23 protein-coding genes are annotated in these 26,285 nt (G+C 67.7%); 13 read left to right on the top strand and 10 right to left on the bottom strand.

What is annotated here, in order from left to right; genetic code table 11:
• Positions 1–625: 625 nt before the first annotated feature.
• From CYFUS_RS07040 to CYFUS_RS07025, 4 genes are all read right to left on the bottom strand, one after another.
• The gene (locus tag CYFUS_RS07040) at positions 626–1,393 is read right to left on the bottom strand and encodes a pirin family protein (RefSeq protein WP_095984538.1); all 768 of its coding nucleotides are present in this window, start codon (positions 1,391–1,393) and stop codon (positions 626–628) included.
• Positions 1,394–1,679: 286 nt separating this feature from the next.
• Positions 1,680–2,300, bottom strand: a complete 621-nt coding sequence (locus CYFUS_RS07035) for a YceI family protein (protein ID WP_095984537.1) — start codon at positions 2,298–2,300, stop codon at positions 1,680–1,682.
• A gap of 41 nt (positions 2,301–2,341) precedes the next feature.
• The gene (locus CYFUS_RS07030; RefSeq protein WP_095984536.1) at positions 2,342–3,217 is read right to left on the bottom strand and encodes an NAD-dependent epimerase/dehydratase family protein; all 876 of its coding nucleotides are present in this window, start codon (positions 3,215–3,217) and stop codon (positions 2,342–2,344) included.
• 26 nt (positions 3,218–3,243) lie between these two features.
• On the bottom strand, positions 3,244–3,861 hold the full coding sequence (locus CYFUS_RS07025; RefSeq protein WP_095984535.1) for a luciferase family protein: 618 nt from the start codon (positions 3,859–3,861) through the stop codon (positions 3,244–3,246).
• Positions 3,862–3,982: 121 nt separating this feature from the next.
• On the opposite strand from CYFUS_RS07025, the gene CYFUS_RS07020 reads away from it, so the two are divergent.
• Positions 3,983–4,921: a LysR family transcriptional regulator gene (locus tag CYFUS_RS07020; protein WP_095984534.1), complete on the top strand. Its 939-nt coding sequence runs from the start codon at positions 3,983–3,985 to the stop codon at positions 4,919–4,921.
• On the opposite strand, the gene CYFUS_RS07015 is transcribed toward CYFUS_RS07020, so the two are convergent.
• Together CYFUS_RS07015 and CYFUS_RS07010 are read right to left on the bottom strand one after the other, a co-directional pair.
• Positions 4,895–7,555: a serine/threonine-protein kinase gene (locus tag CYFUS_RS07015; protein WP_095984533.1), complete on the bottom strand. Its 2,661-nt coding sequence runs from the start codon at positions 7,553–7,555 to the stop codon at positions 4,895–4,897. The two genes, CYFUS_RS07020 and CYFUS_RS07015, sit on opposite strands and share 27 nt — an antisense overlap.
• A gap of 96 nt (positions 7,556–7,651) precedes the next feature.
• Entirely contained in the window at positions 7,652–8,113 is a 462-nt protein-coding gene (locus CYFUS_RS07010; RefSeq protein WP_095984532.1) for a winged helix-turn-helix transcriptional regulator, read from the bottom strand.
• 121 nt (positions 8,114–8,234) lie between these two features.
• Here CYFUS_RS07010 and CYFUS_RS07005 point away from each other — a divergent pair, with 121 nt between their 5' ends.
• Entirely contained in the window at positions 8,235–8,600 is a 366-nt protein-coding gene (locus CYFUS_RS07005) for a DUF1304 domain-containing protein (RefSeq protein ID WP_095984531.1), read from the top strand.
• A gap of 1 nt (position 8,601) precedes the next feature.
• Here the strand turns inward: CYFUS_RS07005 and CYFUS_RS07000 are convergent, their stop codons facing one another.
• Positions 8,602–9,528, bottom strand: a complete 927-nt coding sequence (locus CYFUS_RS07000) for a lysophospholipid acyltransferase family protein (RefSeq protein WP_198316485.1) — start codon at positions 9,526–9,528, stop codon at positions 8,602–8,604.
• A gap of 5 nt (positions 9,529–9,533) precedes the next feature.
• Between CYFUS_RS07000 and astB the strand changes: the two genes are divergently transcribed.
• On the top strand, positions 9,534–10,859 hold the full coding sequence (gene astB, locus CYFUS_RS06995; RefSeq protein WP_095984530.1) for an N-succinylarginine dihydrolase: 1,326 nt from the start codon (positions 9,534–9,536) through the stop codon (positions 10,857–10,859).
• Between the two features lie 75 nt (positions 10,860–10,934).
• Positions 10,935–11,228: a hypothetical protein gene (locus CYFUS_RS06990; RefSeq protein ID WP_095984529.1), complete on the top strand. Its 294-nt coding sequence runs from the start codon at positions 10,935–10,937 to the stop codon at positions 11,226–11,228.
• Positions 11,229–11,315: 87 nt separating this feature from the next.
• Here CYFUS_RS06990 and CYFUS_RS06985 read toward each other — a convergent pair whose 3' ends face one another.
• Together CYFUS_RS06985 and CYFUS_RS06980 are read right to left on the bottom strand one after the other, a co-directional pair.
• Entirely contained in the window at positions 11,316–12,614 is a 1,299-nt protein-coding gene (locus CYFUS_RS06985) for a UDP-glucose dehydrogenase family protein (protein WP_095984528.1), read from the bottom strand.
• A gap of 73 nt (positions 12,615–12,687) precedes the next feature.
• On the bottom strand, positions 12,688–13,659 hold the full coding sequence (locus CYFUS_RS06980; RefSeq protein WP_095984527.1) for a nucleotidyltransferase family protein: 972 nt from the start codon (positions 13,657–13,659) through the stop codon (positions 12,688–12,690).
• Positions 13,660–13,747: 88 nt separating this feature from the next.
• On the opposite strand from CYFUS_RS06980, the gene CYFUS_RS06975 reads away from it, so the two are divergent.
• The 9 genes from CYFUS_RS06975 (at position 13,748) to CYFUS_RS06935 (ending at position 25,263) form a co-directional block, all read left to right on the top strand.
• On the top strand, positions 13,748–15,046 hold the full coding sequence (locus tag CYFUS_RS06975) for a DUF418 domain-containing protein (protein WP_095984526.1): 1,299 nt from the start codon (positions 13,748–13,750) through the stop codon (positions 15,044–15,046).
• Positions 15,047–15,176: 130 nt separating this feature from the next.
• Positions 15,177–16,529 (top strand): bifunctional glycosyltransferase/class I SAM-dependent methyltransferase, encoded by a 1,353-nt coding sequence (locus CYFUS_RS06970; RefSeq protein WP_095984525.1) that lies wholly within the window; start codon positions 15,177–15,179, stop codon positions 16,527–16,529.
• Positions 16,526–16,873 (top strand): P-II family nitrogen regulator, encoded by a 348-nt coding sequence (locus tag CYFUS_RS06965; RefSeq protein WP_095984524.1) that lies wholly within the window; start codon positions 16,526–16,528, stop codon positions 16,871–16,873. The genes CYFUS_RS06970 and CYFUS_RS06965 overlap by 4 nt, the downstream gene beginning before the upstream one ends.
• Positions 16,870–18,459: a hypothetical protein gene (locus tag CYFUS_RS06960; protein WP_095984523.1), complete on the top strand. Its 1,590-nt coding sequence runs from the start codon at positions 16,870–16,872 to the stop codon at positions 18,457–18,459. Before CYFUS_RS06965 ends, CYFUS_RS06960 begins: the two co-directional genes overlap by 4 nt.
• Positions 18,460–18,633: 174 nt before the next feature.
• A complete protein-coding gene (locus CYFUS_RS06955) occupies positions 18,634–18,960 on the top strand; it encodes a c-type cytochrome (protein WP_095984522.1) in 327 nt (108 codons plus the stop codon).
• A 61-nt stretch (positions 18,961–19,021) separates the two neighbouring features.
• The gene (locus CYFUS_RS06950) at positions 19,022–19,225 is read left to right on the top strand and encodes a hypothetical protein (protein ID WP_095984521.1); all 204 of its coding nucleotides are present in this window, start codon (positions 19,022–19,024) and stop codon (positions 19,223–19,225) included.
• Positions 19,226–19,339: 114 nt separating this feature from the next.
• Positions 19,340–22,921: a transcription-repair coupling factor gene (gene mfd, locus CYFUS_RS06945; RefSeq protein WP_095984520.1), complete on the top strand. Its 3,582-nt coding sequence runs from the start codon at positions 19,340–19,342 to the stop codon at positions 22,919–22,921.
• Positions 22,922–23,408: 487 nt separating this feature from the next.
• Positions 23,409–24,674 (top strand): ATP-binding protein, encoded by a 1,266-nt coding sequence (locus tag CYFUS_RS06940; RefSeq protein WP_157758294.1) that lies wholly within the window; start codon positions 23,409–23,411, stop codon positions 24,672–24,674.
• Positions 24,637–25,263, top strand: a complete 627-nt coding sequence (locus CYFUS_RS06935; RefSeq protein WP_157758293.1) for a type II toxin-antitoxin system VapC family toxin — start codon at positions 24,637–24,639, stop codon at positions 25,261–25,263. The genes CYFUS_RS06940 and CYFUS_RS06935 overlap by 38 nt, the downstream gene beginning before the upstream one ends.
• A gap of 153 nt (positions 25,264–25,416) precedes the next feature.
• Here the strand turns inward: CYFUS_RS06935 and CYFUS_RS06930 are convergent, their stop codons facing one another.
• Positions 25,417–26,151, bottom strand: a complete 735-nt coding sequence (locus CYFUS_RS06930; RefSeq protein ID WP_095984517.1) for a double-CXXCG motif protein — start codon at positions 26,149–26,151, stop codon at positions 25,417–25,419.
• Positions 26,152–26,285: the final 134 nt, after the last annotated feature.

Raw genomic sequence — 26,285 nt, 5'->3', positions numbered from 1 at the left:
CTCAGACACTCATTCCACGGCAGTTGTTCTCAAGGCAGGACATCGTGGATCTCCAGACTCCGCAAGGCGCCCTTTACAACTCTCGTGAAACTCGGCTCGATTGACACATACCGCGATGTGTCGTCCCAAAATGATTCGCGGCGTACATACCATTCTTTAGGAGAAATTCAAAGCGGGGAAATGTCACAGACACACCACGACCGATTTCCAGAAATTGACACACAGGAAACCAGCAACGCGGTCGAAGCCATGTCCTGACGGATGAGCTGAGTACGCCACCGAGCTCCATGACTCGGAGAATCGCGTCCTCGGCTGTCTGGCATGAGTCAGGGCAATTGCGTTCATGGCGATCTCTCGGCACCGAGCGGTATCGTGGAATCCACTGATTGCCCTGATTGCGAGACGCCTGCTTTCCTACAACCGCCAACCGCTTCCACCAGGACGCCAAACCATGAAGACCCCGCCGTCACACGTCGGGCGACGAGCAACCCCTCTCACCGACGACGCCATCTCCCGAAGCCAGGCGTCTCGAGGATTCCGTCAGGGATTCGAGGCAGGTGCCGCCCAGGCGGAACACCGGCCGCCCTTCTCGGAGCGGGACGGGCGCGCCCGGGGGGACACGGACTCAGAGCTGGGGCGAGAGGGGGAGATCGAAGAACAACACCTCGGTCTCCTCTTCCGCCACGAGCTCCACGGAGGGTGTCTCCACCAGCTTCAGCGCATCGCCGGCGCGCAGGAGCAGCGGCTGCTCTCCCTCGGGACGAGCCTCCAGCCGGCCCCGGGCCACGTGCAGATAGCCACCACGTCCCGCCGCCAGTTGGCGGGAAAGACGGATGCCAGGCTCCATGATCGCGGCGGAAATGCGCGCGTCCTGATGCAGCTTGACCGAGCCGTCCTGACGGTCCGGCGACGCGATCAGACAGAAGCGATTGTGTTTGGCGGCGTCGTCGAAGTGCGCCTGCTCGACGCTGGGTGGCAGACCGCTCACGGAGGGAAGGAGCCAGATCTGCAGGTGGTGATCCAGCTTGCTCTGCGATGCGTTCATCTGGCTGTGCGTGATGCCATGGCCGGCACTCATGCGCTGCACGTCGCCGGGGCGTACGAGGGCGTGGGTGCCCAGGCTGTCACGGTGCTCGATGACGCCGGACAGCGGATACAGCACGATTTCCATGTCGCTATGGCCATGAGGGCCAAAGCCGGTCCCAGGAAGGATCACGTCCTCGTTCAGCGCGCGCAGGGGGCCAAAATTCTCGTGCGCCGGATCCTGGTACGAGGCGAACGAGAAGCTGAAGCGCGCGTCGAGCCAGCCGAAGTTGGCGTGTCCACGGTCCTGCGCGCGCCGCAGCGTCACCCGCCGCGACTCAGGAGGAAGGGAAACAGCGATGGCGCTCATGTGCGTGCCTCTTCGAGCAACGCCCCCATGGCGAGCAGCAACAACAGCGGCGAATCGCCGAGCTGACGCAGCCTCGGGTCCAGACGAAATCCGGTTTTCAACGAACTCCCCCATCGAGCGGAATTCAATGTACCGGCTTTCGCAACCCTAAATTCGGCTGAAAAAGAAAACAGTCAATTTCCAAGGAGAAACAATCCCCTATTGAAATTGAAAGGGGGAGCCCCCCGCATGGAAAAAGGGGCCCGTCACCGGGCCCCTTCGGACAACCCACTGCGCTCGCGACGGACTACTTGGTGTCGGTGGACGTCTGGGCCGGCGCCTGCTTCTTGGTGAGCTGCAGGTCGATGGTGATGGAGACCTCCTCGCCCACGGCCACGCCGCCCGTCTCCAGCACCTTGTTCCAGCTCAGGCCGAAGTCCTTGCGGTTGATCTTCGTGGTGGCCGTGCCGCCACGCTTGAAGTTCCCCCAGGGATCCTTCGACTCGGTGGTGAAGCCCTCCACGTCCAGCACCACCGGCTTCGTCACGCCGTGCATGGTGAGCTCACCGGACACCTTCAGGTTCTTGCCCGCCTTCACCACCTTCGTCGACTTGAAGGTGAGGGCGGGATACTTCGCGGTGTCGAAGAACTCCGGGCCGCGCATGTGCTCATCACGGGCGGTATCGTTGGTGTTGAAGGTCGTGGCGTCGATGCTCGCCTCGATGGTCGACTTGGTGATGTCCTTCTCGTCGATGTTGGCGGTGCCCGTCACCTTCGAGAAGGAGCCGCGCACGTTGGACACCATCATGTGCTTCACGGCGAACTGGGCGCTCGAGTGGGCCGCGTCGATGTCGTACTCGGTGGCGAAGGCGAACGACGGGGCGGCGAACACCAGGGCGGCAACGGCGGGCTTCAGGAACTGCTTCATGGGGTTTTTCTCCAAGTGGGAACAACGGGGAAGGAACGCGCTCAGCGCCGCGCGTAGGAGCCGCTGCGCAGCTCGTCGATGATGCTGGGTCCGCGGGGCGACCAGCCCAGGGACTGCTCCGCCCGGCGGGCGGAGAACTTCTGGTCGAGCGCCAGCGCATCGGCGAACGCGCCGAACTGCGTCCGGGCCTCCTCCAGGGGCCAGGCCACGGTCTTGCCTCCCGCCCCGGCGCCCTCGCTCGCCGCGGCGGCGATCTCCTTCACCGTGAAGGAGGGGCCCTGGACGGCCAGGAGGATGGCGCCCGCGGACGCCCGCTCGACGGCGCGCACATACAGGTCCGCGAGATCATCGATGAACACCACCGGCCAGTGGTTCTCGCCGGTGCCCACGAAGCGCGCGGCGCCCCCCTCTCGCGCGGACGCGCCGAGCATCCCGGGGATTCCACCCGCGCGCCCGTAGACGATGCCCGGGCGGATGACGATGCCCCGGATGCCCTGCGTGGCAAGCACCCGCTTCTCCACGGCCGGGCGCCAGGCGACGAGCTCGGCCGCGTTGAGCGGGCTGTCCTCATCCGCCACACCGCCGCGCGTGCCACCATGCACCCACACACCGCTCGTGTAGAGGAAGGTCTTGCCCGTGCCCGCCAGCTTGCCGAGCACCGCCGCGACCGCGGGCGCGTCCACGGCCTCGCTGTTCGCGGTGGCGGTCCAGACGATCGCGTCGAAGTCCTGCACGAGGGCGGACAGGCCCGCGGCATTCGTGAGGTCGCCCCGCACGGGCTGGATGGCCAGCGACTCGAGCTTGCGCTGCGCGTCGTCGGAGCGGGCGAGTCCCTTGACCTGATGGCCGGCCTTGGCGAGCGCCCCGGCGACGGCCGAGCCGATGTAACCCGTTGCTCCAGTGACCAGAATCTTCATGTTCGTCCTCTTTCGCGTCTGTTGAATCAATCGACCTGGACGTCCACGGCCTGGCCCTCATGGGCCCAGACGTAGGAGCGCAACAGCAGTTGCCACACCACCTCGAGCTCGGCCGCGTCACGTGGCCCGAAGACCATGGGAGTCCCGGAGCGGGGATGAGGCGCGCCCCAGCCCTGCTGGTACACCTTCTCCGCCAGGCCGGGAGGAAACTTCATGTGAAGGCTGCCATCGTGCGCCGGGTGGATGTGAGCGAACTCGGTTCCCACCTGGAAGGCCGCGCGGGGCCCGAGGACCGCCTCGGGCCGGAGCCAGAAGGCACGAGCGCCCGGGACCGAGATGCCGCTGGGTGCCACCACCACATCCGTCAGGGCCGCGGCCCGGGTGAAGAGCGCCTCCTGCATGTCGATGGGGGATTGCTGGCTGAGCTGCCGGTGCGCGAGCGGCGTGCCTGGCGGCGCGTCACTGACCTCGGGTGCCGGCCCCTGCCGTCTGCCCAAGCGGAAGGCCGTCTCCAGGAGGACCCCCTGGGTGGCGGGCGCGGCGGGGGCTTCCTTGGCGGGGGGCTCGCGCGTGGCCGAGGTGCAGGCCACCAGCACGAGGAGCTGAGCCGCGACGAGCACGAACACCCACCTCTTTGAGGTCATATCTTGATCTCTGCCGCGCCGCGTGAGGGTCTGGGAGGTCACCTTCCAGCAGCGTTTATTTGTTTCCCCGGGGTAGAAACAATGAGGGGAATGGAAAAGGATTGTTTCCAGGAGAAGACCAATGAAGGACGTGGGGTGTTACTTCACCTTCGCGGAGGTCGTGCGAACCGGAAGTTTCACAGCCGCCGCCCGAGCGCTTGGGGTCACCAAGGCAACGGTCAGCAAGCAGGTGATGCACCTGGAAAACACGCTGGGCATGCGGCTGCTGCACCGCACGACGCGCAAGCTGTCCCCGACGGCCGAGGGCGAGGCGCTGTACGTGCGCTGCCGGCGCATGGCCGAGGAGCTGGAGGCGGCGGAGGCCGAGGTCATGCACCTGCGCAGCAAGCCCCGGGGCCGGCTGCGCGTGAGCGTGCCCATGACGTTCGGGCTGCAGCACATCGTCCCGGCCGTGCCGGAGTTCCTCAACCGCCATCCGGAGATCGAGTTCGATCTCCAGCTCGATGACCGCGTGGTGGATCTCGTCGAGCAGGGCTTCGACGTGTCGGTGCGGATCGCCGAGCTGCCCGACTCGTCCCTCACCGTCAGGAAGCTCGCCACCAGCCGCCGCGTGGTGTGCGCGACGCCCGAGTACCTCAAGCGCCACGGCACGCCGCGCAAGCCCGAGGAATTGCGCCAGCACCGGTGCCTGCAATACACCTATCTCGCCTCGGGAACGACGTGGCGGATGAGCGGCCACGGAGAGGACTTCCTCGTTCCGGTGGGAGGACCGCTGCAGGCCAACAGCAGTCTGGCCCTCAAGGCCGCGGTGCTCGCGAACATCGGGATTGGTCAGTTCCCCCTGTTCGTGGTCTTCGAGGAGCTGCGCAGCGGCCGGCTGGTTTCCGTGCTCGAGGACTACACGCTCCCGCGTCTGACCATCTGGGCCGTTCACGCCTCGGGACGCACCGTCACGCCGAAGGTGCGCGCGTGGGTGGATTTCCTGGTGCGTCGCTTCGAGAAGGAGACGGGCTGGAGCGAGGGGCCCGGCGGTTCAGCGCGCGAGCATCCCCATCCATGACTTCACCTCGGCCGCGCGCTGGGAACTGCCCGCCCGGGTGAAGCGCTCGAGGGCCCGGGCCGCCTCGAGCTGGGCCTCCTTGACGCGGCCGTCGCGCCACAACGCCTGGGCCAGGACGAAACCCGTGCCGCCGAGGACCTTCTCGGGCACGTTCTCGAAGGTGCCGGCGCGCCGCAGGATGGCGATGGCCTCGCGCGTGTGGCCCAGGGCCAGCAGCGCCTGGCCGACTCCGTCATAGGAATACTGCAACTCGCTGTCATCGGGCCGCAGGTTCTGGAGCTTGAGTCCGAGCGCCTCGCGGAAGACACGCAGGGCGTCCTCGTTGCGCTCCAGGGCCAGCAGGCACATGCCCTGCGAATCCAGGGCATCGGCCAGCGCCAGCGGATCCACCGCGGCGGCTCGGTAGAGGTCCGCCGCGAAACGCACGTGCTCCAGGGCGCGAGCCGGCTCCGCGTTCTCGCGCAGCGCGCGCGACAGCGCCCCGTGAAACCACGCCAGCTCCAGGTGCCGCGGGCCCACCGCCGATTCCATCTGCCGCAGCGCTTCCTCCAACATCTCCACCGCCTGCCGCGTCTCGCCCAGGTCCAACAGCGCCCGCCCGAGGGTGTACGTCACCCGCGCCCGCTTCGGATGCCCGGGTGGCAGCCCTCCCAGCAGCGACAGCGACCGCTCCAACAAGACGCGCGCCTGCTGGGGCTTCTCCTGCCAGAGGGCCAGGTTGGCGCGGTTCATCAGCAAGTCACTCTCCAGGAGCGCGTCTCCGCCGAGCCGCCGCACCATCGCCTCCCCCAACCGGCCCCAGCGCTCCGCGTCCGCGTAGTGCTCCAACTGCCCCGTCACGAAGAGCAGCTTGTTGAGGATGGACACCTGCAGGCGGTCCGCCCTTCCCGCCGCGGCGTCATACACGGCCTGCTCCAGCAGCGAGGCGCCTTCCTCCGTCCTGCCCATGAGCGCCAGGAGCCAGCCCTGATGCAAGCGCATCTCCGCCAGCAGGGGCAGATAGCCGCTGGCCAGCACCCGCGGCGCGAGCGCCTCGGCCTCCTCGAGCGCCGCCGGATAGCGGCTCACGTCGAGCAGGGCCTTGAGCTCGGCCACCCGCGTCTCCAACCGCTCCAGATCCGCGCGCCGGGAGGGATCCAGGGGCCGGGGCTGCTGCTCGGACAACGTCCCCACGTTCGCGCAATCCGAGGGAGCGGGCAGCGCGTACACCGCGTCCAGCGACTTCTCCACGCCCCGGGCATCCACCTCGCCCAGCACCTTCACGAGCGCGCGCAGGCTCTCGCGCCGCAGCTCCAGGCACACCACCTGCTGGGACAACAAGAGCTCCGTGCGCTCATCGCGCAGGCGCGTGGCCTCGCAAGCCTCGGTGCTCTGCCGGGACCACGCCACGGAATACGCATCGAGCACCGCCGAGGCCCGGCGGAACATCTGCCCCGCCACGGCGCCCCCGGCCTTCTCGAAGGCGGCCTCCACTCGTTGACGCTCCGGCGCCCCCCACACCTCCGCCATCTGCCGCTCGGCGCCCGTGCACAGCCGTGAGCGCCAGACGGCCGCGCCCCCCACCGCCACGAGCGCCAGTCCCGTCAGGGCCCCCACGCCCAGCCAGCGCCACCGCGTCAGCCTCCGCTCCTGGGAGAGCGCCCCCAGCAGCGCATCCATGGAGGCGAAGCGCGCACCGGGCTCGAGCGACAGGCCCCGCATCACCGCGCGCCGCACCCAGACGGGTACCTTCACCCCGCGCGGCGGCTCCTGGATGACGGACGGCGAGGCCCCCCGGTGCGCCGCGACCCGAGTCATCTCCTCGGGATCGAAGGGACGCGTGTTGAACAGCGCCCGGTAGAGCGCGGCGCAGAAGCTGAACTGGTCCGAGCGCGCGTCCAGCGCGTCCCCCCGGAACTGCTCCGGCGACATGTAGTGCGGCGTCCCATGCACCACGCCCACCTGGGTGAGCGACCGCCGCAACACCGACACCGGCCTCGGCAGCGGCAGTTCCTCCTGGGTCAGTCCCCGCGAGGGAGTGAACCGGGCGTCACGCCGGGCCAGGCCGAAGTCGGTGACGTAGACGCGGCCGTTGTGGCCCACCAGGACGTTGGCGGGTTTGAAGTCGCGGTGGACCAGTCCCGCCGCGTGCGCGGCCGCCAGGCCCTTGCCCGCCGCGACGAACTTCTCCAGCACCTCGCGCCAGGAGCGTGGCCGCTCGCGCAGCCATTCGCGCAGCGTGCCTCCCTCCACCAGCTCCATGGCCACGAAGACCTGATCGTCCCAGGAGCCCACCTCGAAGACGGGGATGACGTGGGGATGGGAGACACGGGCCATGGCCTGGGCCTCGCGCACCAGCCGCTCCCTGCCCTCCTCCAGGTTCGTGCCCTCGTTCTTCACGAGCAACAGCTTGAGGGCCACCTTGCGATCCAGGTCTGGATCATACGCCGCGTACACCATGCCCATGCCGCCCTGTCCCAACTGCTTGAGCAGCAGGAAGCGGCCCACCTGCCGCGGCGGCTGCCGCTCGGGGAGCGGCTCTCGCTGGGCCTGCTCCACGGCCGGAATCCCGGTGGAGGCCAGCTTCGGCTCCGTCTCGGTCTTCTCCTCTCCGTGCGGCGCGGGTGGGGGCGTGGCTTCGTCGCGATGGGACATGGCGGCTCACCCGTATCCTAACGGCTTCTCCACCCCTCCACGCCAGGGGGCCGCAACTCCACCCGCACCCGTTCCGACAATGCATCTCCAGCCGATTCAGCGCGGCTCCACGGGACGGATGGGTATCTGATGGATGCTCAGGTCCGTCCCGGTGACGCGGCGCCCGCATGCGCGGCACGTCAGCACCGCGTGCAGGGGCTCCCCACAGTCATGCACGAGCGCCCCCGGCGTGGCGGGCGCATCCGACGTCCACCGCCGCCCCCACTGCAGCAGGCAGAGCAGCGTGGGCGCCAGGTCCAGTCCGGCCTCGGTGAGGTGGTACTCGCTCCTCGCGGGCCGCTCCGAGTACTGCACCCGGCGCAGCACGCCCGCCTCCGACAGCTTGCGCAGCCGCGCGGTGAGCACGTCCCTCGGCGCCCCGGTGTTCTGGGCAATGCCCTCGAAGCGCCTCACGCCATAGAACACCTCGCGCACCACCAGCAGGGACCACTTCTCTCCCACCACTTCCAGCGCATCGGCCATCGAGCACACCCGAGGACCGGCCTCCTTCTTCGGCATGCCCTCCATCCTAACGAATCAGTTGGAAATCCCAACCCATGTGCTACGGTACATAGTTGGAAAATCCAACTGACTCCGGGAGACGTCCGAGAACGCACCGGGGCCACTCGAGGAAAGCCGCATGAGTCTGCTCGCCGTGCTGTTCGTGGGACTGGTCGCCGCCATCCATGTCTACATCGTGGTGCTGGAGATGTTTCTCTGGACGAAGCCCCTGGGAATGAAGGTGTTCAAGACGGAGCCGGCGTTCGCCGCGCAGTCGGCGACGCTCGCCGCCAACCAGGGGCTGTACAACGGCTTCCTCGCCGCGGGCCTCATCTGGGGCCTGGTGGCCGCGGAGCCGGTGGCGTTCCAGGCCAAGGTCTTCTTCCTGGCGTGCGTGATGATCGCGGGCCTGTACGGAGCGGCCACGGTGAGCCGGCGCATCCTCTTCGTGCAGACGGTGCCCGCGACCATCGCGCTGGCGCTGGTGGTGCTCGCGCGCGCGTGAGTCAGGAGGCCGGGGGAGGCCGGGTCTTCCAGCGCTGGTGCATCCACACCCATTGCTCGGGAGCACGGCGGATGGCGGCCTCGATGCGCTCGGAGAGCGCCGCGGTGAGCGCCAGGGCGTCCGCCTCGCGGTCCGTCCCCGCCCGCCACGCCACCTCCTCCATCCACAAGCGGTAGCCCTCGCCCTCGCGCTGGCAGAAACCCACCACCACCGCCGCGCCCGTGCGCAGCGCCAGGTCCGCCGCCGCCCGGGGCGTGGCCGCCAGCTCCCCGAAGAAGGGCACGAAGAGCGACTGCACCCGCGTGTCCTGGTCGATGAGCAGCCCGAGAATCTCCCCCGCCTTGAGCGCGCGCAGCATGGCGCGCGCCGCGCCTTCCTGGCCGCGCCAGATGCTGCGCACCCCGCCCAGCTCCCGGAAGCGTCCGACGAGCGCGGTGAGGCGCGGGTCCGTCGTCTCCTTGGCGATGCTCTGGCTCGGGTAGCCCGCGCGCGACACCCGCCGCGCCAGAAGCTCCCAGTTGCCCACGTGCCCCGAGACGAAGACGACTCCCTTGCCCCGGGCGAGCGCCGCGTCGAGCACGCGCCGGTCCGCGTCCCCCCAGCGCACCAGCCGCTCCAACTGTCTATCCATGGACGAAGTGGCCCCCACCTCGAAGGCGGCCATGCCCAGGTGCCGGAAGGAGGCGCGGGCGAGCGCATGACGCTCCGCGTCGGGCTTCTCCGGGAAGGCGCGGGCGAGGGACTTCAAGGCCTTGCGCCGCTCCCCCCCGGCCATGGCGAAGGCGAGGCGGCCGAAGCCCGCGCCGAGCCACCGGGCGAAACCGAGCGGCAGGGCCCCCACCAGGGCGAGGGCGGCGCGCACGAGGAGGTAGCGGAGGAAGCGCTTGAGGCGCTTTGTTAGGGGAGGACGCTCCACGAGCGTGTCCATACCTCATGCGCGAATACAACTTCGACGGCCTCGTCGGTCCCACGCACAATTACGGCGGTCTCTCGCCCGGCAACCTCGCCTCGGCCCAGCATGGCGGCACGGTGAGCCATCCCCGCACGGCGGCGCTGCAGGGGTTGGAGAAGATGCGCTTCGTCGCGGGCCTGGGTGTCGGCCAGGCGGTGTTGCCCCCCCATCCCCGGCCCTCGCTCAAGACGCTGCGCGCGCTGGGCTTCACCGGCACGGACGAGGAGCTCATCACCCGGGCGGCCCGCGAGGCGGAGCACCTGTTGCGGCTCACCTCCAGCAGCGCCGCCATGTGGACGGCGAACGCGGCCACGGGGGCGCCGAGCGAGGACACCGCGGACGGGCGCATGCACCTGACGGTGGCCAACCTCCAGCAGATGTTCCACCGGGCCCTGGAGGCGGAGACGACGCACGCGGTGCTGCGTGCCATCTTCGCGGACGAGCGCCACTTCGCCATCCACGCGCCGCTGCCCGGAGGCGGGCACTTCGCGGACGAGGGCGCGGCCAACCACACCCGGCTCGTCACGCCCGGCCATCGCGCCGTGCACCTGCTCGCGTGGGGCCGCAGCGCGTGGCGCGGCGACGTGCGCCACCCCACCCGCTTTCCCGCCCGGCAGACGCTGGAGGCCAGCGAGGCACTGGCGCGGTTGAACCAGCTCGCTCCCGCCCAGGTGCTCCTGCCCCAGCAAGCCCCCGAGGGCATCGACGCGGGCGCCTTCCACACGGACGTGCTGGCGGTGGGCAGTGGGGGCTTCCTCATGCTGCACGAGCTGGCCTTCGTGGACGCGCCGGGGCTGTTGCGCACGCTGGGCGAACGGCTCGGCGAGGGCTTCACGTACGCGCTCGCCACCGAGGACGAGCTGCCCGTGCGCGACGCGGTGAAGGCCTACCCGTTCAACTCCCAGGTGCTCGCGCTGCCGGACGGCTCGCTCGCCATCGTGGCCCCGGAGGAAAGCCGGGACACGCCCACCACGCGGCGCTTCCTCGAGCGCGTGGTGGCCGGAAACAACCCGGTGAAGGCGGTGCACTACCTGGACGTGCGCCAGTCGATGAACAACGGAGGTGGTCCGGCGTGCCTGCGCCAGCGCGTGTGGCTCACCGACGCCGAGCGCGCCGCGGTGAAGGCCCACGTCTTCTACACGCCGGAGCTGCACGCCTCGCTCGCCGACTGGGTGACGCGGCACTACCGCGAGGAGCTGCGCGCGGAGGACTTGAGGGATCCCCGGCTCGCGCGCGAGACGATGACGGCGCTCGACGAACTGACGCGGCTGTTGCACCTGGGCCCCGTCTACGACTTCCAGAAGTAGCCCTCGCACGCTCCCCCCGCGCCCAGGTGGCCTCCGCTTGCATCCGGGGCCCCATCTGGCATCTTCGGCCCCCTCATGCGCCGATCCGCCGTCCTCTGCCTGGGCTTCTCCGCCCTGCTCGCCCTCGCCGGTTGCAAGAATCCGTGCCGGCAGCTGTCGGAGCTCTACTGCGACTGCCTCGATGAGTATCAGCGCGCCGACTGCGTCCTCGAGGTGGCCAATCGCGAGCGCAACGTCGAGCCGACCGACGCGGACCTCATGGCCTGCGAGCAGCGGCTGGAGACGTGCACCATCCAGGCGGACAATCGCGCCAGCTGCGACATCCTCCAGACCGACGAAGGCAAGCTGGCCTGTGGGCTGTCCCGCTAGTCTGGGGGAATGACCAGGCCACTCGAAGGACGTACTCGGGGAGGCGCCGTGGAACTCGCCTTCCCCGACTGGCCGCTCGAGTGACGGCTACCGGCGGCCGAGGCCCATGTACGTGAAGCCCAGCTCGCGCATGCGCTCCGGATCATAGATGTTGCGTCCGTCGAGGATGACGGGCGTCTTCATCAGCTTCTTCATGCGCTCGAAGTCCGGGTGGCGGAACTCGTTCCACTCGGTGACGACGAAGAGCGCGTCCACGCCCTCCAGGGCCTCGTAGGGCAGTTGGGTGTAGCGGATGCGCTCGCCGAAGACGCGGCGCGCGGTGCGCTCGGCCACCGGATCATGCGCCGCCACCCTGGCGCCCTTGGCGAGCAGCCCCTCGATGACCTCGATGGAGGGCGCCTCGCGCATGTCATCCGTCTTGGGCTTGAAGGCCAGGCCCCACACCGCGAAGGAGCGCCCGTCGAGCGAGCCGAAGTGCTTGAGCGCCTTCTGCACGAGCGTGCGCTTCTGCCGCTCGTTGGTGCGCTCCACCGCGCGGAGCAGATCCAGCTCCAGCCCCAGCTCGCGCCCCTTGGCCACCAGCGCCTTCACGTCCTTGGGAAAGCAGCTGCCGCCGTAGCCCACGCCGGGGAAGAGGAACGGGTAGCCGATGCGCTTGTCGGCGCCCATGCCCTTGCGCACGAAGTCCACGTCCGCGCCCACCTTCTCGCAGAGCGCGGCCATGTCGTTCATGAAGGAGATGCGCGTGGCGAGCATGGCGTTGGCGGCGTACTTGGTGAGCTCCGCCGAGTGCGTGTCCATGTAGAGGATGGGGTTTTCCGTGCGCACGAACGGCGCGTAGAGCTGGCCCATCACCTTGCGCGCCCGCTCGGACTCGGTGCCGATGACGACCCGGTCCGGCTTGAGGAAGTCGTCCAGCGCGGCGCCCTCCTTGAGGAACTCGGGGTTGGAGACGACGTCGAACTCCACCTGGGTCACCCGGGCGATGGTCTCGCGCACCTTGTCCGCGGTGCCCACCGGCACGGTGCTCTTGTCCACCACCACCGTGTACTGCTGGATGGCCCGGCCGATCTGCTCCGCCGCGGACAGGACGTACTGGAGGTCCGCCTCGCCGCTCTCGCCCTCGGGCGTGCCCACGGCGATGAACACCACCTGCGAGCGCGCCACCGCCGTGGCCAGCTCCGTGGTGAAGGACAGGCGCCGCTCCCGCGTGTTCTTGCGGATGAGCTCCTCCAGGCCCGGCTCGTAGATGGGAACCTCGCCCCGCTGGAGCTGGGCGATCTTCTCCGCGTTGATGTCCACGCAGATGACGTCGTTGCCCGAGTCGGCGAAGCACGTCCCCGCGACGAGTCCCACGTAACCTGAGCCAATGATGGAGATGTGCATGAGCGTCCTTGTGGGCGGAAGGTGTGCTCCCGCTCTTACGCCGACCGACGCTCCGAGGGAAGGGGGAGCGCCCTCACTGGCCGGTCAGCAGCCGGCGCAGGCGATCCGACCCCCGCGCATGGCTCATCTTTCCGGGTTCACTGGAGGGAAGGACGACGAGCCGATCGAGCAGCTCCCGGGTCGCCCGGCGCAGGGGTGGGAGAGCGGGCGCGACGAGGGCGGCCGTCTCGGGGAAGAGCCGCGAGACGATGGACAGCGAGGTGTAGAGGGCCCGCTCCAGCCGCCACGCGCGGGCCCGCTCCAGCAGCGCCGCCACGTCCAGGGGACGCGAGTAGACGCCGCCCATCGACGGCGCCCCCAGCACCAGCTCGCGCAGGTCCACGAAGGACAACCAGGGCACCTGGTAGCCCTCGCGCGCATGCTCCAGACACACCAGCAGCAGCGCGTCCTCCAGGTCCGGACGGAACAACGACGGGCCGTACATCTTCAGGGGCCTGGCGCGCTCGAAGACGCCCCGCAGCTCGGCCTGGCGCTGGGAGCCGAGCACGTCGGCGTAGAGGAAGATGGGGGTGCGGGTATCCGACAGCACCTTCTGGGCGCCGTGGAGCGGCTCGTCGGGCTCGGGGCGGAACTCGTGCTGGGCGAGGTAGCCGGTGAAGCCCTCCACGTCCATGCGCCGCAGCAGCACCTGGATCTCCAGCACGGGGCGGAAGCCCACGTGGGGGTAGAGCGCGTCGGCGAAGGACGCGGCGCCGATCAACAGGAGCTGGCGGCCCTCGAGCTCGTCCACGCACTGCTTGAAGTTGACGAGCTTCATGACGTTGTCGTTGACCGAGCCCGAATAGATGCTCAGCAGCCGATCCCTCGCCCACTCGGGAGCCCCCGAGCCGGGCAGGCGGTACTCGAGGTTGTAGGACGCCAGCGGCGCCAGTCCCTGGGCGATGGCCCAGTCGACGTATTGCTCCCAGGGCGCCCCGCGCAGCGAGCCCCGAGGCGGGTCGAACGAGGAGAGGACGCGGAAGGTGTCGAGGAGACTGATGGCCATGGGAGCGCTTTAGCGACTCCCGCGCCCGGGACGCAATCGGAAGACCACGGCCCCGCCATTCTCCGAACGGTATAGAAACCAGGGGGTCATGAACCCACCCCCCTCCCCCGCCCTCGCGGACGAGGCCCGGCCCATCGACACCAACGAGCGGCTCGTCCTGCTGGACGTGCTGCGCGGCTTCGCGCTGGGTGGCGTCTTCGTGTCCAACGTCTTCGGGTGGTTCAGCGGCCGCGCCTTCGTGTCGCGAGAACAGCTCCAGGCCGCCCAGGACACGGGGCCCTGGTGGGACGCGCTCGCCATCCACGGCGTCGCGGCCCTGGTCAACGGCCGGTTCATGACCCTGTTCTCGTTCCTGTTCGGACTGGGCTTCTCCGTGCAGTTGCTCCGGGCCGAGGCGCGCGGAGCCTCCATCGTCCCGCTCTACACGCGGCGGCTGTGTGTGCTGTTCCTCATCGGCGCCGTGCACCTGCTGGGGGTCTGGTACGGCGACATCCTCACCACCTACGCGCCCGTGGGCCTGCTGCTGCTGCTGTTCCGAGGACGCTCGGACAAGGAGCTGCTCGTCTGGGCCACCCTGCTCATCCTCGTACTCCCCATGGGCGTGGCCGCCGGCATGCAGTGGCTGTCCGGGCCGGAACCCGCGGCGGGGACGGAGGCGGCCCGGGTGCTGAAGGAACAGGCAGCCGCGACCCGGGCCGAGCGGATGGACACCTTCCTGCACGGCTCCTACCCGGACGTGGTGCGCGCCCATGCCCGGTTCTTCTTCGGCGAGTTCGTCGGGAGGCTGCCGCCCATGCTGTGTGCCCTCTTCGGCCGGTTCCTGCTGGGCTTCCTCGCCGGGCGGCGTCGCCTCTTCCACGAGGTGTCCCGGCACCTGCCGTTCTTCCGCTCGCTGTTGCGCTGGAGCCTCGTCGTGGGAGCGCTCGGCACGATCGCCACGCTCGGGGCGCAGTACCTGCTCCGCCAGAAGCTGCTGGATTCGCAGGGGCTGTCCCAGTACTACCTGCGCCCGGTGCGCCAGCTCGGCGAGCTGGGACTCGCCGCCTTCTATGCCTCGGGCCTGGTGCTCCTCTTCCAGCGCGAGGGGTGGCGGCGACGGCTGCGGGTGCTCGCCCCCGTGGGCCGTATGGCCCTGACGAACTACCTCGGCCAGAGCGTGCTCGGCCTCCTGATGTACTACGGCTTCGGCCTGGGACTCATGGGCCGGGTGGGCCCCGCGGCGAGCATCGCACTCACCCTGACCGTCTTCGCGGTGCAGGTGGCCTTCAGCCATGCGTGGCTCGCCCGCTTCCGCTTCGGTCCGGCCGAGTGGCTGTGGCGCTCGCTGACGTACGGCAAGGCCCAGCCCTTCCGCCAGGACAAGGGCGTGGTGGCTCCCAGCCCTTGAGAAGGCCGCGACCTACCGTCCCCCCTCATGGGACAGGAGCCGCCGTGAAACCAGGCGGCCTCGGATGTCGCTTTTCCGAAGAGTGCGTCCCGCCCCACGCGGAAGCCGGGGGTGTGATAGGCACGGAGCCGTGAGCCTCTCCGTATCGATCGTCATCCCCTATACCCCCCAGTCCGCTCCGGCCGCGTCGCGCTTCGCGCGGGCGCTCGCCCAACGGAACGAGACCGAGGTCATCCTCGTGGGAGACGGCCCCCTGGACGCGCCGCACGCCCCCAACGTGCAGGTCATCCCGGGCGTGGCCGGCAAGGGAGTGGCCATCCGGACGGCGCTGGACCGGGTCAAGGGCGGCATCACGGTGCTCCAGGACGCGGATGGGGCCTACTCGCTGGAGTCCTGCGAGACGCTGTGCCGTCCCATCCAGGAGGATCGGGCGGACGCGGTGTTCGGCAACCGCGCGGGCACGAGGATGGGCGCGAGCGTGCTGGCGGACCGGGCGCTGGGCCAGGTCACCCGCTTCGTCACCGACGTGCCGCTCGCGGATCCCCTCTGTGGCCAGCGCGCCTTCCGCACCGAGGCGCTCAAGTCCGTGGCGCTCACCAGCGACGACGACGCGGTGGACGCGGAGATCGTGGTGAAGCTGGCGGCGCAGCTCTACCGGCTGGCGGAGGTGCCGGTGGGGTTGGACACGCCGCCGCACCAGCCCCTGGCGTCCCAGTGGTCGCGGCTGCGCACGCTCGTGCGCTACGCCACGGTGCGCGACGACGCGGACAACCAGCACGAGGGCTACACCACGCTCGAGCGCATGGACGGCGCCAGCAACTACAACGCGTGGCTCGGCCAGCGCTTCCGCGAGCACCTGGGCCGGCGAGTGCTGGAGATCGGCTCGGGCATCGGCACCATCACCGAGAAGCTGGAGCCGGGGCTGGAGCTGCTCATCGCGCTCGAGGTGGACCGCTTCTACGTGGACCGGCTGAAGAACAAGTTCCGGGGCCGCCCCCATGTCCGGCCCTACCTGTCGGACGTGGCGCTGGCCGACTGGGAGGCGTTGAAGGCCGAGCGGCTGGACACCATCGTGCTGTCCAACGTGCTGGAGCACATCCCCGACGACGCCTCGGCGGTGCGCCGCTTCCGGCAGATCCTCCCGCCGGGAGGCCGCGTGCTGGTGCTCGTGCCGGCGCTGCCGCAACTCTTCGGCACCATCGACGAGGCGGTGGGCCACCACCGCCGGTACACGAAGGAGGGGCTGATCCAGGTGCTGGAGGGCAACGGCTTCGAGGTGGAGACGTTGGAGTGGATGAACCTGGTGGGTGTTCCCGGCTGGTTCATGAACAGCCGGGTAATGCGTCGTCGTTCGGTGCCCAAGTTGCAGCTCAAGGTCTATGATCGGTTCGCCCCGCTGTTCGCCAAGGCAGAGAGCCGGGTGAAGCTGCCCGTGGGAATGAGCCTCTTCGCCGTGGCGCGGGCCACGGGAGGTGCGCAATGAAGAAGATCGAAGCCATCATCAAGCCGTTCAAGCTCGACGACGTGAAGGACGCGCTGCACGAGGTGGGAGTGCACGGCCTCACCGCGGTGGAAGTGAAGGGGTTCGGCCGGCAGAAGGGCCACACGGAGCTCTACAAGGGCGCCGAGTACGTGGTGGACTTCCTGCCCAAGGTGAAGGTGGAAGTGGTGGTGGACGACGACCTGGCCGAGCGCGTGGTGGACGCCATCGTGCGCGCGGCGCGCTCCGGCACGGAAGGGAAGATCGGCGACGGGAAGATCTTCGTCATCCCCGTGGACGAGGCCGTGCGCATCCGCACGGGGGAACGCGGCAGCGACGCGCTGTGAGCGTCCCGTCCCGAGCGGTCCTGGCGGCGCTGGTGGCGCTGTACGTACTGCTCTTCCCGTACCACCCCGGCCTGCGCTCGCCCAACGAGCTGTGCCGGTTGTGGCAGACACGCGCCCTGGTGGAGTACGGCACGCTCGACATCAACCGGGCGCTGCGTGACTTCGGCTACGTGGGCGACCTGTCGGTGAAGGACGGGAAGTACTACCCGTCCAAGGCGCCACTGCTGTCCTTCGCCGCGGTGCCGGTCTACGGCGTGCTGCGCGCGGCGGGTGGAGGCACGCTCCGCGCCGTGGGCGAGGTGCCCCTCGTCTTCTTCAGCCGGCTGCTGCTCACGGTGCTGCCCACGCTGCTCCTGCTGGGGCTCGTGCGCCGCTTCCTCGGGGCCTACGTGTCCGCCGGCGTGGCCGACGCGGTGACGGTCACCTACGGACTGGGCTCGCTGGCGTTCAGCTACTCGCTGCTCTTCATGAGCCATCAGACGACCGCGGTGCTGCTCTTCGGCGGCTTCTACGCGCTATGGCGGGTGGCGCGCGACGAGTGGAAGCCGTGGGGCTACCTCGTGGCGGGAGCCTGCGCGGGCGCCACGCTGGCCGCCGAGTACACCGGAGGCCTGGGCGTGCTGGGCCTGGTGCTGTACGCCGCGCTGAGCGTGCTCTGGCGCGAGGAGCCCCCACGGGCGCGCGCGCGCCGGTTGCTCCAGGGCGCCGGACTCACCGTGCTCGGGGCCCTGCCGTTCGTGGTGGGGTTGATGCTCTACCACCAGGCGGCCTTCGGACATCCGCTCGAGACGGGGTACAAACACCTCAACGACGCGGCCTACCAACCCTGGCACCTGGGGGGCTTCCTCGGCATCCGCTACCCGGATCCGCGCGCCTTCGCCCTCTCCTTCTTCTCCCCGCTCCGGGGCTTGTTCACCCTGTCGCCCTTCCTGCTGCTCGCGCTGCCCGGACTGGGCGTGCTCGGACGCGAGGCGCGCACCCGCCCCGAGATGCGGGCGCACCTGTGGCTCACGGTGGCACTGCTGCTCGGGTACACCTACTTCACGTCCTCCTTCTCGTATGACTCCTGGGGCTGGACGACGGGCCCCCGTCACCTGACGGGACTCGTGCCCTTCCTCCTGCTGCCCGTGGGCCTGCTGCTGGAGCGCGCGCGGAGTGCGCAACGGAAGGCCTGGGCGGGCGTCGCCGCCGCGCTGTGCACCGCCTCCATCGTGTTCACGGGACTGGCCACCTTCGTCAACTACGTCCCGGACGACGTCTCCAACGCGGTGCTCGGACTGGCCATGCCGCTGCTCCGGGCGGGCTACGTGCCCCCGAACGTGCTGAACCTGCTCGGCCTGCCCAACCCGGTGGCGGGCCTCGCCCTGGGACTCGTGCTGCTCGGCGTGGCACTCTGGGTCTTCGTTCGTCTGGCCTCGATCGGGGAGCGGCCCGGACGTGCTCCCCTGCTCGCAGGGCTGGCGGCCTTCGCCGTGCTGCTCGGCTTCCAGGCCGTCACCGTGCGGCATGACGCCCCAGACCAGGGCGCGGTGAACCTCCTGGAGAAGGTGTGGCTCGTTCCCCCCGGCCGGACGCTGTCGTTTTGACCCTCCATGAACGTCCGCGCCGGGGGAACGGGGAAGCCTCCGCCCCACCGGCACGCCGCCTCCACGGCCACCGGGGAAACCCAGGAAGAGGGTGGGTTTCTCCCTGGCCATCTCCGGCCCGATGAGTTGACATCAACACATCGCGCCGGGCTGACGCCCGACTGGAGGTCCCACATGAAGTTCCGGTTCGCCCTGTTGATGCTCTCCCTCGCGGCCACCGCCGCCCAGGCCCAGGAGGACACCGTCGCCGAGACGTGGACGGCCAAGTGCAAGTCCTGCCATGGCCCGGACGGCAAGGCGCAGACCCAGATGGGCAAGAAGGAGGCCATTCAGGACCTGTCCCTGCCCTCCTGGCAGAAATCCAGGACGGACGCGCAGATCCGCGAGGTCATCGCCGAGGGCTCTCACGACAACAAGAAGATGAAGGGCTACAAGGACAAGCTCACCCCTCAACAGATCGACGCCCTCGTGGCGTACGTCCGCGGGTTCCAGAAGAGCTGATCCGCCCGGGGCTGAATATCTCCGTGGACCCCGGCGTCCTCGCCGGCCAGGAGGCACACCCATGCGCACGCTGACCTTTGCCCTCGTCTCCCTGCTCGCCCTGACCTTCGCCTCGCGGTTGTCCGACCGCTCGGCCGCTCGCCCGGGCCCGGCGGACGCCCAGCCCACGGGCACCTCGCTGTCCAAGGGCGGTGGGAACGGTGAAAAGGACGGGGGGAGCGGAGGGGATGACGACGACGAGGACTTCCACGTGGTGCACGCGTAGGTGGTCGGACGCCTGGGACTCTGGGTGACCTCCACCCATCGCTTCCCGCGCTCTTCCGTTGACCCCCCGGAGTTCGGCTCCTAATTACCGGAAGGCGCTTGCTCGCACCTCCGGATGGACACTCCTTTTACCCAGAAGCTTGATGCGGAGGGCCTCCGAGCGCCTCCAGTGGCCGGTGACCCCGTGGCGCGCGTCGTGGAGCTGCTGCGCCCCGGCCAGCGCGTCCGTACCCAGGGACTGCAGGGGGCGGCTCGCGGCCATGCGCTCGCCCGGCTGCTACGTACCCTCAAGGCGCCCCTGGTGTGCATCGCTCCCGACGAGGAGGCCGCGGACGCCCTCGCCCACGATCTCGCCTTCTTCCTGGGAGGCCCGGGCACGCCCCGCGAGCCCCGCGTCCTGCGGCTCCCCGCGGACGAGATCCTCCCCTACGACGAGCTGTCCCCGGACGCGGACGTCGTCGCGGACCGGCTCGGCGCGCTCTTCCACCTGAACCAGGGCACGCGCTTTCCCGCGCTCGTGCTGTCCCTGCGCGGGCTCTTGCGCAAGGTGCTGCCCCCCAAGGTGATGAAGGAGCTGTCCGAGCGGCTGTCCGTGGGTCAGGACTTCGATCGCGACGAGCTGGCGCGCAAGCTCGCCAACATGGGCTACCAGTCCAGCCCCCTCGTCGAGGACCTGGGCACGTTCTCCGTGCGCGGCGGCCTCGTCGATATCTTCGGCCCGCTCCACGACAAGCCCATCCGCATCGAGTTCTTCGGCGACACCATCGAGTCCATCCGCGTCTTCGATCCGGAGACCCAGCGCACCGTGGACTCGCTCAAGGAGATCATCCTCCTGCCCGCGCGCGAGGTCATCTTCTCCGAGCAGACGCGCGGACACGCCGAGGCGGCCGCGCGCGCCGTGGCCGATCGCATCAACCTGCCCACCACGAAGCTGCGCGAGCAGCTCGACGCCCTCCACGAGGGACTGCCCGGCTTCGGGCTCGAGGGGCTCCTGCCCGGCTTCTTCCCGGGAGGACTCGGCACCGTCTTCGACTACCTGGCGCAGTGGAGCGCCGAACCGCTCTTCTACCTGGATGATCCGCTGAGCCTCGAGCGCGCCGCCGAGGACCTGTGGGCCGACCTCGCGCGCGCGTCCCAGTCCGCCAACGAGCGCCAGGAGCTCACCCTGCCCCCCGAGGAGCACTTCCTCACCCGGGAGCAGGCCGAGCAGCGGCTGCGCGCCTTCCGGGTAATGGAGGGCGGAGGCCTGTCGCTCTCCCAGGGCGAGCCCCCCGTGCTCTTCCCCTACGGCACGACGCAGGACGTGCGCGAGGCCATCCTGGCGCACCACGGAGAGGAGGGCGCGCTCACCCCGCTCATCGAACGGCTCCAGCGCTGGAGAGACAACCACATCCCCTGCGCCGTGGCGTGCGGCACTCTGAGCCAGGCGGACCGGCTCAAGCGCCTGCTGCTCGACCGCAACGTCATGGTGCGCGTGCACACCGAGCCGCTCGCGGACGCCGCCCGGCTCTACGATCCCGCCATCTCCGCCCATCTCTTCACGCTCGAGGTGAGCCACGGCTTCGTGGACCCGGGAGCCGGGGGCTTCGCGCTGCTGTCGGACGAAGAGATTTTTGGAGCCCGCTCGCGCCGCCGTGCGCGGCGCTCCAAGAGCCTGGATGCCTTCGCCGCGGGCTTCAAGGATCTCAAGGAAGGCGACCTCATCGTCCACACCGACTTCGGCATCGGGCGCTACCAGGGCCTGACGAAGATGCAGGTGAACAACGTGCCCGGGGACTTCCTCGTGCTCGAGTACGCGGGCAAGGACAAGATCTACCTGCCCGTGGGGCGCATGCGGCTCATCCAGAAGTTCACCGGAGGCGACCCCGCCCAGGTGACGCTGGACAAGCTGGGCACCACGTCCTGGGAGAAGACGAAGAAGAAGGTCAAGGAGCAGCTGCTCAAGATGGCGGCGGAGCTGCTCAACATCGCGGCGGCGCGCCGAGCGCACCCGGGCCACGCCTTCACGCCGCCGGACCGTTACTTCGCCCAGTTCGAGGCGGACTTCGAGTTCGAGGAGACACCCGACCAGGCCAAGGCCATCGAGGACGTGCTCGCGGACATGCAGAAGAGCGAGCCGATGGACCGGCTGGTCTGCGGTGACGTGGGCTATGGCAAGACGGAGGTGGCCATGCGCGCCGCCTTCAAGGCCACGTTGGATCGCAAGCAGGTGGCGGTGCTGGTGCCCACCACGGTGCTGGCGCAGCAGCACTACCTGTCGTTCAAGAAGCGCTTCAAGGACTACCCCGTCACGGTGGAGGTCATCTCCGGCCTGAAGAAGCCCGCCGAGGTGCGAGAGCTGCTCAAGCGCGCCAAGGAGGGCAAGGTGGACGTCCTCATCGGCACGCACAAGCTCCTGGGCGGGGACGTGGCGTTCAAGGACCTGGGGCTCTTGGTGGTGGACGAGGAGCAGCGCTTCGGGGTGAAACACAAGGAGCAGATCAAGCGGCTGCGCTCGCAGGTGGACGTGCTGACGCTGTCGGCCACGCCCATTCCGCGCACGCTGCACATGGCGATGTCGGGCGTGCGGGAGATGAGCATCATCGCCACGCCGCCGCAGGACCGGCGCGCCATCCGCACCTTCGTGATGAAGTACGACCCGGCCACCATCAAGGAGGCCATCGAGCGGGAGATCGCCCGTGGCGGCCAGGTCTTCTTCGTGCACAACCGCGTGGAGTCACTGCCCGCCACCGAGACGCGGCTGCGCGAGCTGGTGCCGCAGGTGAGCATCGGCGTGGCGCACGGGCAGATGGGCGAGGGGCAGCTCGAGAAGGTGATGCTCGACTTCACCGAGAAGAAGTACCAGGTGCTGTTGTGCACGAGCATCATCGAGAGCGGCATCGACATCTCGAGCGCCAACACGATGATCGTCGACCGGGCGGACACGTTCGGGCTGGCGCAGCTCTACCAGTTGCGCGGACGCGTGGGGCGCTCGCGCGAGCGTGCCTATGCGTACCTGCTGGTGCCGGCGCGCAAGACGGTGACGAAGGACGCGCAGCGGCGGCTGGAGGTGCTGCAACGCTTCACCGAGCTGGGGGCGGGCTTCTCCATCGCCAGCCATGACCTGGAGATCCGCGGTGCGGGCAACCTGCTGGGTGCCGAGCAGTCGGGCTCCATCTCGGCCATCGGCTTCGACATGTATGCGCAGTTGCTCGAGGAGGCGGTGTCCGAGGTGCGGGGCGAGCCACCCCAGGTGAGCATCGAGCCCGAGGTGACGCTGCCCATGGCGGCGCTCATTCCGGACGACTACGTGGCGGACGTGCACCAGCGGCTGGTGTTCTACAAGCGCTTCAGCCAGGCGGGCACGCCAGACGAGGTACAGGACCTGCGCTCGGAGCTGGTGGACCGCTTCGGCGAGGCGCCGGACGAGGTGGACAATCTCTGCGAGCAGGCACTGGTGAAGATCGACATGCGCGAGCTGCGCTTGCGTGGGTTGGAAGGTGGACCGGGCCGACTGTCGGTGATTCTGGGCGGAGACGCGCTGCTGGATGGAGCGAAGCTGCTCGCGCTGGTGCAGAAATCCAAGGGCTACTACCGGCTCACTCCGGACATGAAGCTGCTGGTGAAGCTCGGCGCCGAGGTGAAGGGCCCCGCGCTCATCGCCGAGGCCAAGAAGGTGATGCGCGACCTCTTCACCTGCGCCCAGCCGCAGCATTAGGGCTATGCTCGCGCATGCGCCTGCTCCGTTTGAGTGGCTCTCCCACAGGTTGTGGGATTCCCATGCGCTCGTTCGACTGGCTTCACGAGGGTGGCCGTCCTATCAGCGGCTGCGGAACCACATGAAATGCGGTGGAGCCACTCAAACGAGGCAGGATCAGTTCCTGGAGGGCGGCGCCAATGAGGCGTACGCATGGCCAGTTCCCCGCCTATGAGCGTGGCCTCCTAGCCATCCTCGTATTGCCCAGGAAGGTGTAGAGGAGCAGGTCAGCACGGGTGGAGCAGAGCTCTTCGCTCAGCTCAACGAGAGGGCAGGGCTGAGACATGGGAGGCGAACACTACGACACCGCCCCCCTACGAGCACGGTGGCCGAAAGGTGGGTGCATGGAGTAAGCAGGCGGGACGGTCGTAAACCCCTTGCCCTCGCGGTCATCAAGATGAGACTCCGCACCTTTGAAGTTCAGGGATTCAAGAATCTGACGCAGCCCGTGAAACTGGAGGAACTGGGTCCCATCAACGTCATCCACGGGCCTAACAACGTGGGCAAGTCCAATCTGCTTCAGGCCATTCAGGTCTTTTTCGCGCTGGTAGGTACACGGCTTGGCGATTGGCTACCCGTCGGAGAACTGTCCGTAGATGTGAGCACCCGGCTTAAAGAAATGGGCTTTGAACCAACGGAGATTTTCAACCTTGAGAGCCCCAAGCCTATCACCTTGAAAACGGTGATTGAGACCGACGAGGACGAACTACTCAGGGCAGGTCTTGAGACGGAGGCAGATACTCATCAAGCAAGTATCGAAATAGAGCTTCGTAGAGAAGTCGGCAACGTATTATTCAGTTTGAAAAGCTTCGTGCTCGACGATTATTTCGATGTCGTGTCTTTCAAGCTCCGAGTCAAACAACAAGGCGCACACCCGGCCATCCCCACCAGGGATTTCCTCCGTCAGTTCTTGTCGTTTCTAACCTGGAATCCTTTGTTTCAAAAGCAGCAGATTGAACGCTTCGCCTTGATTGATGTGGAGCGGCTCCCAAGTTCAGAGCTTGCCCTCAAGCTCTATGATGCAAAGGAATCTCCAGAGCTTGAGCAGGCTCGGAGATGGGAAAAATTCCTGGACGCCATGAGTGCCTTTTCCGACATTCTTGGCGACGGCATGTTTATTGCCATTTACGACAGACATAAAAACAAGGCAAACCTATCCTATCAGACATCTTTTGCACGCATGCCCTTGCACCTGCTAGGCTCTGGCGTACAACAGTGTGTCTCATTGGTTGGCCTATTGCTGATGACCAATGCGACCATCGTTTCCATTGAAGAGCCAGAACTCAATCTCCGCTACTCGCTTCAGGAACGACTCCGGGATGTGTTCAAACAGAAGCTCGTGGGAGTTCTTGGTGGACCCAGCCAGATTTTCCTGACAAGCCACTCACCCGCGTTCGAGTCGGGTCCCTTTTTCTACCAGATGGAGCGCACTCCCAAGGGACCAGTAGTGACCAAGCGAAAGGTCGAGCAGGCGCGACTCGCCGTTGGCTTTCCACAAGAGGTTACTCCTCCTGGCATGAACGCGGCCAATTGTTACCTCTCGACGGATGGAATCGTCCGCGTGCCCGAGCGCATCCGTCAGGTGTTGGGCCTACCCAATGGTGGGGGGGTTATGTTTCTTGAGCGTGAAAATCGCGTCGAGATGCTCTCGGATGAGCAGTTCGCGATGATACTCGATGAAGAACCGGGTGATGACGGCGATGAACAGTCCTGAAGCGCGTATCCGTGCAGGCGAAGTCTCCCTTGCTCTCGACACAAACGCAATGTTTGGGGCAGGAAGGCGCCTGACTGAACTCTGCAATCGCGTCAATCAACTCAATGCAGGTCCGAGAGGGCTCAACCTTCGTTTATGCGTACCGGCCATCGTTCACATGGAGATGCTTCTCGACATCCGGCAAAAACTCTCTAAGAGGGGCATGCGCTATGATGCTTCCGTGGTTGATCAAGGCCTTCAGGACAAGGGACTTCACGTTGTCGCTTTCGAGAAGCGTCATTCCGAGCGCTCCGCCGAACGGATCGCCGGGAAATTTCCCGACATTGATGCTTGGCGTGAGGCGAAGCGATTGCGCTACGTTAAGAGTCTCGGGCTGACGGATTCGGAGGAACTCAAGAAGAGAGGTAAGCGCTACAGCGCGACCGTCGACTGGCTTATCGCCGCCCAAGCATCCCAAGAAGAGTGGATCTTGGTGACGAATGACAAGGGAGATGAATTCGCTGGTATGGAGTTGATAATGTCGCTCAACGCACTTGAAGAACTCTTGGATGAACTTATCGAGCACAGGAGGACGAAGGGCACGTTATGAGGGATAAAGTTCGGTCCCTCTTCCACCCTGGAAGGTGTTAAAGAACTCGTACCAGCACTTTGCTCCCTACCAGTCGCCCCCCAACCTGCGGACACGGGCGGTGTTTTCGTCGGCCCGTTTGCGATGAGCCATGTGGCGCCCGGACAGTCTACCTCAGCGCGTGGGCAGTTCGCGGAAGTCGATCTCCTCCAGATTCAGGCGCCTCACCGTCAGATTCAGGCGCCTCACCGTGTCCACGAAGCGCTCGGTGGCGATGAAGATGGTCTCGAAGTCGCTCAGCCGGAACAGATCAATGTGAGCCGGAAGCGACGCTGCATCCAGGATGGGGTCCTCCGGGAAGGCGAAATCGTCCCAGCCGCACTTGGGGCACTTGGGGGGCCGCTCCGGCGTGCAGTCCGGGTGCAGACGGCCATGGGGAGGAATCTCCAACTCCAGCAACTCGGGGGGGTTCTTCTGCCGGAAGCTCAGCTCCGTTCGGAATCCTCGCAAGCCCCGCACTCCTGCGGCCCGCAGCCGCTCCAGTGCCTCGGGATGCACCAATGGCATCTCGACGTAGTGGAAAAATAGCGGGCTGAAGGTGCCGGTGGCCGTGCCCACCAGTGGGCCGAATCTCGTTCCAGGCAGCAACGGGCTCTCGGGAGGCACGAGGGGCCGCACCCGCTCACGTAGCCGCGTGAACTCGTCGAATGGCTCCGGCCTGGGCGTCTCGTACTCGCCGCGCTCGGGGATGGCGGACATGTCCACGCCCGGGTACGCGGTGAAGCCCCCGGCCCAGGTGGCTTTGCATTCAGGGCAGCTCAGCCCGGGAAGGGCCCACTTGTGAGTGGCGCTGAGGTGACCTGTGTACCGTGATTGTCTTGGCGCTCGGAGCCGGTAGAACTTCGTCATCTCACCTGACCTCCGTGGCGGTATGGCATGATGGGGCCCGTCAGTTCAAAGCGATAGAACCATTCCCGGAGTTCCTCGGCCAGGGGAAAAGCCATGCGACGCCGAGATCGAAGCTGGGCGAACATTGACGCGAA

Origin of the sequence: Cystobacter fuscus, assembly GCF_002305875.1 — a bacterium.
GTDB classification, from domain to species: Bacteria; Myxococcota; Myxococcia; order Myxococcales; family Myxococcaceae; genus Cystobacter; species Cystobacter fuscus_A.
Note: the sequence above shows the minus strand (reverse complement) of the source record. Positions and strands in the feature narration are given on the sequence as shown.